Source organism: Sulfitobacter mediterraneus (assembly GCF_003054325.1).
GTDB classification, from domain to species: domain Bacteria; phylum Pseudomonadota; class Alphaproteobacteria; order Rhodobacterales; family Rhodobacteraceae; genus Sulfitobacter; species Sulfitobacter mediterraneus.
Window position 1 is genome coordinate 22,570 of record NZ_QBKU01000018.1, and the last position, 6,000, is coordinate 28,569.

Consider the following 6,000-nt stretch of genomic DNA (forward strand, 5'->3'; position numbering starts at 1 on the left):
GTATCCTTGATTGTCTGCCTGCTGCATCTAACGGCAGTTTCGCGCGGTTTCAAGCCTGCGCTGCACGCCGCCCCTGCAATGATCAGACTTCGGTTTCGCGCAAATTCTGCATCCGGCGGTCCAGGACTTCTTCGTGGCGGGCATCCCGCTGTGCAATATCGCCGAGATCCGGCAGGTAAAGCCCATCTACAGTGCCTTCGGGAAAACGATCAAGAAACGCGTCCCATTTCAAAGCGAAGGTGTCGAACTTCCGGTTCAACTCTCCCGCGCGATCGGGGTTGCGGTTGGCGTACCACCGCGCCGCGCCCATCGCCCTAAGCCAGAAACCATCGTATCCCAGCACCAAAAATGTCAGCCCCAGGAGCATCAGTGCCAGAAGCACAAGACCAACGACCAGCCAGGGCCGGAACACGATCAACAGCGCCGCACTGGCCAACAGAATATGGCGCGGTGTGGGGCGGTAGCCCGTGATCTGCGCCTTGAGCGCATCCATGCGGCCCGATCCTGCCCGTTGCGGTTTGGTGGCCGCGCGGGCAGGTTTGGCCCGTTTAAAGCGAGATTTCTTCGAAGGCTGCGCCGGCGCACTTTCCGCCAGATCCGGAAATGCCTGTGCGGCACGGCGCTCTGTCTCTGGCTCTGGCTCCGGTGCCTTGCGATAAGCCTCCGTTGCCGCAGCCGCGATCACGGCAGGATCGTCCGGAACCTCTTCCACCAAAAGCGCCTTGATCGCCGCAAGAGATTGCGGGTCCAATTCCTCCGCCATTGCGGGATCGGTTTGCGTTGTATCTTTCATATTCGGTTCGGTTTTCATCATCATCTCACTCGCCCAAGCGACATGAAGATACCTGCACATTCAGACAGGGAATGGGCCGAATAATGGTGAAATAATGGCGGCAGCCCAAAGGCCGGGACCAGCGCGATAGATACAAATGCTTGGAAAGAAGTGGCGTGGCAGGGGCTGAGGCTGCCTGCTACCGAACTTAAGCTTAGGCAACCCTTGGCAACCGTTGGCATAAGGCACAATAAATTATAGCTATACCGTAGGCATCCCATTGCAATTGAGCGCAGCTAATCGCAATGATATTGGCGAATAGAAAGGCCATAAGAGATCAGGATGCCAAAGTTGGCGATGGAGCCAACCAACCTGATAGTGAAGCAATTCACCTAGGAAAGTATTTCCGGCCGAGCGAAAGGTTTGCCGGAAACCAAAGCAGAGGGCGGAATTGGCTCTGTCGGCGAGCACTTTTCGAAAGCCGTTCGCATAACGTAGGCTAAGAACTCTAGGGCACGAGTTTACTGGTCCGGCTTGAACCGTTTCATCTGTCGGTCACCGCAGTCCGTACATTTCCACGTCTCGATCCGAACACCTGACAAGAAATCTTCTTGCTTTGGCGGATATGCTGACTGGATTAGGCGCGAAGTGGTTTTGCCGCACTTGGCACAATGAGATAATTCTGGCTTGCTCATGTAGGTTTATTAGCTGTCGGATTAGGTGTTGTCACTCTAGATCTAAGATGAAATCCTTCTTGCAGCGTGATTGCAAGGAAGCTGGGCCGAATCCTGGAGCTGCGCCAAGTTAGTAAATATGACCCGCGTCGTCTTTGCGTTCATTCCAAAGTGAGGGTTTCTACCCGGAGTCTTGAGCCGTTGAGATGCACCCATCTGCGCGAGGGGTGCCGTTAGATGTATTCCAAGTAGCTCTGATCGCGTTCATTGTTCGACTTCCTGGTGGTTCAATTGAGCTTCATCGCCCCTTCCGAGCAACAATTCGACAAATCAACCGCACCCACGTGTTTGTTAGTCCATCTTAAACAAGTGGTGAGCGCCCTGGCAATTTTGCCAGGGCGCTTAGAAGATCCTTTACTGCTGCAAGCTGGCAGGTGTCTTGTTCTCGATTTCCGTCCAATTGGCATCCGCTTGATGAATGAAGTTAGGAATATCCGACACCCAACGTTCCTGAATGTCCTTTGAGATATTAAGAAAGAGCTCTCCATCAACGATACGCCAATAGTTTGGATCACCGTCAAACTTGAAACCCATAGCTGTCCCGAATGCACAGTACCCACCGTATTGCGGCAGGAATGCTTCCGGATTCGCTTCAAAGGTAGCTTTGTGCTCTTCACTTGCGAAGCGATACGTTGCGTCTTCATATATCGAAGTGATCTTCCAGTTGCCTTGTGTAGGTTTCCCTTCTGTAAAGTAGGCAACTGGGTCATACCCCTGCAGCGCTAATCCTGTTGAACTGGCATTCAATTCAGGCCCTGCTGCAAACGCGGAAGTCGCGATTGCGACGGAAAGTGCAAAACCAGTGACAAGTGATTTGGTGAATGGCATTTGGAGGCTCCATTTTTTACTATTCGGTTAGGAACTATATGGTTCCCAATTTACCGTTGTAAACATTAGGAACCACATGGTACAAATCACACTCACGTGACAGCCTAGGACACGGAGGCTACGAAATCATGGCCCGACCAAGAGAGTTCGATATTAACGATGCGATTGACGGCGCAATGGGGATTTTTTGGCGGCAAGGATTCAAGGCGACAAATCTACCGGACCTTCTTGAAGCGATGGGTCTAACTCGGGGCAGTTTCTACAAAGCATTTGGGGACAAGGAGAACGCATATTTACGTTCACTTCTGCGGTATGATGAAACCATTGTCACAGAAACCATAAGAGCATTGGAAAGTTGCGAATCAAACATCGCCAGCGACTGTTTGAAAGAAATGTTCCGTTCATCGTCAGACGGAAATATTGGGTGCTTCATCTGCAATGCAATGGTTGAAGTCGCCCCCGATAACCAAGAAGTTGCCCGATTGACGAAGAGCATGGCAAACAGACTAAAGCAGGCGGTTTTGAACATATTGGTCAAAAGTAATCCAAGTTTTCCAAATACGCTCCAACATGAACTCGCAGATATCGTTTTGCATCTGTACTTCGGCTTCCAAGCTCTCGGCAAGGCCGGTTCAAACGAAGCCGATTGGGAGAATCGCCTCAAAATCATACTGGCTGTCTGAATAGCCCCTAGATTCTTAGACGCTTTGGATCTTCGGTTTTTGCTGTCTTTCCAAGTCGGCTGGTGAAAGCATCCCATTTCTAGCGTGCTTGCGCTTCGGATTGTGGAACATCTCGATGTAATCGAACACGTCGGATCTCGCGTCCTCCCTGGTTTTATACGTTCTGCGCCGAATACGTTCACGCTTAAGCAAATTGAAGAAGCTCTCGGCTACCCGGTGGCCGACGGCGTTCCACCGGGTTGGGCGCGTACCCCGAGGTCGGGCTGGCAGATGCACGCGACCGGGCGCAGGAACCCAAGGAACTGATCAAGCAGGGCAAAGATCCTATTGTTGTCAGGGATGACCGCCGGAAGGCGCTCGAAGCTGAATTGAACCGCATGGCTGTTTCTAGAAATCCTCCTTCGCTTTAAGCTAGCGCCGAAATCCTCATTGCTGTTCGAATCCCAAGCATCGCGAGACCAAAGCCGGGAGCTGCTCCAAGTTTGTAGAAATGATCCGCGTCGTCTTTGCGTTCGCTCCAAAGTAGGGACTTCGGCCCCCGAGTTTTGGGCCGTCGAGATGTACTCTCGTATGTCTGACCATTTATTACCAACCATACGTGCCCAACTTGAGATTTCTTGGGCTTGCCGTTTTCCTTCCGCACAATCTTCCCGTCGCTATCCTTTGCGATGATCGTCTTGCGAAAGCCAATTCTTACAATGTCGTCACTCAGCTTAGCATCTGTGTCATATGTTGCGACTGAGTGTGAGGCATCGTTTGAAATGTCGTCACGTTGGTTCGAGCTGCCCGACGAGATGTTGAGGTTGTTGGTCGTCGCTTTGTAAATCACATATTCTACGAAACCGGAGCAATCGAGTTTCTTGATGTTGGAGACATCAGTCGATAAAGGCCTAACCTTCCCGATGTTGCCTTTCATTTGATATTTTATTGGCGCGTTAAGAAGCTCATCCAAAACGGTTGCCAGCTTGAAAGTGTCAAATTGCATTGCTTTTCAATCCATCATGAATACGAAAATCACTTACATCGATGACGGTTCAATATCATAGTCAACCTTGTTTCCCAACATCCTTGCGGCAGGTCAAATTGCGAGGCGGCTTTAGTTTGGCTCCACGATTTTCCATTCGTTTGGCAATTTGATTTCGCCGTGCCAAGGTTGAAGGGTTTCTGTGTCGGCTATCTCAATGCGCCATCAACCCATGTCACTTGCGCCTGATGCGGTCACCCACGTCTCGCACAACAAGCCACGGCCTACCCGCCAATCGGAACTGTATGGGCTTCCACCATAAAAGCCTGAACTAGTCCCACTTCTGTCACCATGCTCATAGGTTTGGATCCAGATAGTCTCAAAATCTTCGTTCGAGATTCCGGTTAAAGTAGCACCAGGAATAGTCGACAACAGTTCCTTCTCGGTCATGAACTCGGTTGCGCTTGCAGTTCCACCAATGCCAATCCCAACGAGGATGACAGCGTGAGCCAGAAAACTTTTCATCATCCTCAACATAGTTATTTCCCCATTTTCGTCGTGTCTAACCCCTACATCTTACAGGGTTGCCTGAAGCTACATGATGTTGGCTTCCAACTCAAAACTTGGCATTAGGGGTTGCAAAGAAAAACCCCGCCGGGGGACGACGGGGCTTAGATGGGATAGATTCTCATGAATGTAGTACAGTAAATTTAACACCCCTGCGATGATGAGTCAAATGACTCAAAGAAACCCCGCCTTGATGCAAGACGGGGCATAGTTGTCAAACCGCATGACAGGGAGGCCACGCAGCATGAGATTAGCAGAGGGCATGGCCGAGACAATCGGACAGATAGTCGTTAAGCAAGGGAAAACCTCGCAGGACGCTACGAGGTTAATCTCTGACCGCTCCAAGACAGGTGACCAAAAAGCAGTCACCCAATGCTAACCCTTGGAGGCTGGCTGTCAAATTAGCCGCCAAGCTTCAAAGGTTAAGCCCCGCCTATGACGGGACGAGGCCTAAACCTAGAGCACGCAAGTTGTGCGTATCCTCGCCATACCAGACGCGAATGGGAAAACAATTGGATGAAAGCGCTAAAAAAGAAAAACCCCACGTTAAAGTGAGGTCAATCTCCAACCGCGTCTGATCGGGGTAGATAAAACGCGATGCTCCGAGCCTAGCTCACGAAAGTGCTGGATCAAGTCAACTACTCGTTATTTGCTTTGGCAAAGAGACCCCTGCCGGAGCGGAGGCCTATTTGCTGTTGTGGTGGTGTTCAGCGCACGCGCCAGATTGCGATGTTATCAATGTCACCACGAACAAGACCGATATCCTGCAGCTGACGGCTAGAGAGTGAGGTCAGTGCATTACGTGTTAGCCGTGCGTCATTCCACGCCACAATCGTGCCAATACCGTTGGCAACGAATGAGACGATTGAATAGACGGCTGTCGCAGTGCCGTAGGTGGTGCGGGATGTGTCGAAAGAAGTCATTTGAGCCGTCCTTTTTGTCTGATCGTTGCGCTCGAGAATCAAACGCTATGATCCGCACTTAGGCTCACATTCAGGACTGTACAAATGCTGCATCTGCATGTGTCATCTGCGCCAATTGCATAGGTAGAATGCGCAGCCGTAGAGGTGCTGTCAGTCCACAATTCGAATAGCAGGTTTGAGCCACTCTGCAGGTAGCCAATTCTCATAACTTGAGTGATGAACTTTGAAGCAACCATGCCATTTTTGACAATCGGCCCTTCGATTATTATCCCGACGTCACCTTCACTGTCATCAGGATAAATCGGTCTCACGAGGTCACCAAGTTTCACCTCTGGCCCTTCCGTCAATCTTTTTGCGGAACATCCAGTTGGATGCCGCTGCCATCAATTGTGAGCTGGTGCGGCAGTCCTGCGAGGTCATCTTCTCGAACGGCTTGAACCGCCCCGGTTTTACCGGAGACTGTTAAGCTCGTATTTCAAGCTGCAATGTCGTCAGTTTTCAAGCCTTGATAGTATGCGTCCTCGGCTTC

Annotated in this window: 6 protein-coding genes and 1 pseudogene; 2 read left to right on the forward strand and 5 right to left on the reverse strand. The window is 50.9% G+C overall.

Going from position 1 to position 6,000, the window contains the following annotated elements; all coding sequences use genetic code 11:
* Positions 1–82 precede the first annotated feature (82 nt).
* Entirely contained in the window at positions 83–811 is a 729-nt protein-coding gene (locus C8N31_RS19375; protein WP_146173160.1) for a hypothetical protein, read from the reverse strand.
* Between the two features lie 1,049 nt (positions 812–1,860).
* Positions 1,861–2,334, reverse strand: coding sequence for a YHS domain-containing (seleno)protein (locus tag C8N31_RS19380; RefSeq protein ID WP_025048122.1), 474 nt, complete (start codon positions 2,332–2,334; stop codon positions 1,861–1,863).
* A 128-nt stretch (positions 2,335–2,462) separates the two neighbouring features.
* Between C8N31_RS19380 and C8N31_RS19385 the strand changes: the two genes are divergently transcribed.
* Complete coding sequence (locus tag C8N31_RS19385) at positions 2,463–3,017, forward strand: TetR/AcrR family transcriptional regulator (protein WP_051544599.1); 555 nt, start codon at positions 2,463–2,465, stop codon at positions 3,015–3,017.
* Positions 3,018–3,032: 15 nt separating this feature from the next.
* On the opposite strand, the pseudogene C8N31_RS19390 reads toward C8N31_RS19385, so the two are convergent.
* Positions 3,033–3,233 (reverse strand): annotated as a pseudogene (locus C8N31_RS19390) (IS3 family transposase); the annotation flags it as partial.
* A 23-nt stretch (positions 3,234–3,256) separates the two neighbouring features.
* Here C8N31_RS19390 and C8N31_RS19395 point away from each other — a divergent pair.
* Complete coding sequence (locus C8N31_RS19395; protein ID WP_081785674.1) at positions 3,257–3,427, forward strand: Arm DNA-binding domain-containing protein; 171 nt, start codon at positions 3,257–3,259, stop codon at positions 3,425–3,427.
* Here the strand turns inward: C8N31_RS19395 and C8N31_RS19400 are convergent.
* The gene (locus C8N31_RS19400) at positions 3,424–4,002 is read right to left on the reverse strand and encodes a hypothetical protein (protein WP_025048124.1); all 579 of its coding nucleotides are present in this window, start codon (positions 4,000–4,002) and stop codon (positions 3,424–3,426) included. The two genes, C8N31_RS19395 and C8N31_RS19400, sit on opposite strands and share 4 nt — an antisense overlap.
* Positions 4,003–5,255: 1,253 nt before the next feature.
* Positions 5,256–5,471 (reverse strand): DUF1127 domain-containing protein, encoded by a 216-nt coding sequence (locus tag C8N31_RS19410; protein WP_081785675.1) that lies wholly within the window; start codon positions 5,469–5,471, stop codon positions 5,256–5,258.
* Positions 5,472–6,000 lie beyond the last annotated feature (529 nt).

Bases quoted from the DNA above. Each gene is read 5' to 3' on its own strand.
- C8N31_RS19380 (WP_025048122.1), bottom strand. From the start codon at position 2,334: ATGCCATTCACCAAATCACTTGTCACTGGTTTTGCACTTTCCGTCGCA.
- C8N31_RS19385 (WP_051544599.1), top strand. From the start codon at position 2,463: ATGGCCCGACCAAGAGAGTTCGATATTAACGATGCGATTGACGGCGCA.
- C8N31_RS19410 (WP_081785675.1), bottom strand. From the start codon at position 5,471: ATGACTTCTTTCGACACATCCCGCACCACCTACGGCACTGCGACAGCC.
- C8N31_RS19375 (WP_146173160.1), bottom strand. From the start codon at position 811: ATGAAAACCGAACCGAATATGAAAGATACAACGCAAACCGATCCCGCA.
- C8N31_RS19400 (WP_025048124.1), bottom strand. From the start codon at position 4,002: ATGCAATTTGACACTTTCAAGCTGGCAACCGTTTTGGATGAGCTTCTT.